At 52.0% G+C, this 202-nt stretch carries 1 protein-coding gene; it reads left to right on the top strand.

Features of this window, described 5'->3' with window-relative positions; translation table 11 throughout:
* Nucleotides 1-202, top strand: a 202-nt coding sequence (locus tag E1189_RS24820) for a hypothetical protein (RefSeq protein WP_230459991.1), incomplete at both ends; no start/stop codon positions are given.

The raw sequence follows: 202 nt of genomic DNA, 5'->3' as shown, positions 1-202 counted from the left end.
ACTGGGCTGCGCTTGCGGTGGAGGGCAGTGAAGGTACAAATGCATCCTGCCTCAGCCAACTGGCTCACTGCTTCCGACTTTTATCCGTCTGGCCGAAGCTCAGGCTGCAGGCATTAGGTATTGAAGAAGAAAAGGAGCACGAGTTCAAACAGACATCGGACTTACTCTTTGAGTTATCCAGCGTCCTTGAACCCCATAGACT

Source organism: Parendozoicomonas verongulae, from assembly GCF_009711465.1.
In the GTDB taxonomy this organism is placed as follows: domain Bacteria; phylum Pseudomonadota; class Gammaproteobacteria; order Pseudomonadales; family Endozoicomonadaceae; genus Sansalvadorimonas; species Sansalvadorimonas verongulae.
Note: the sequence above shows the minus strand (reverse complement) of the source record. Positions and strands in the feature narration are given on the sequence as shown.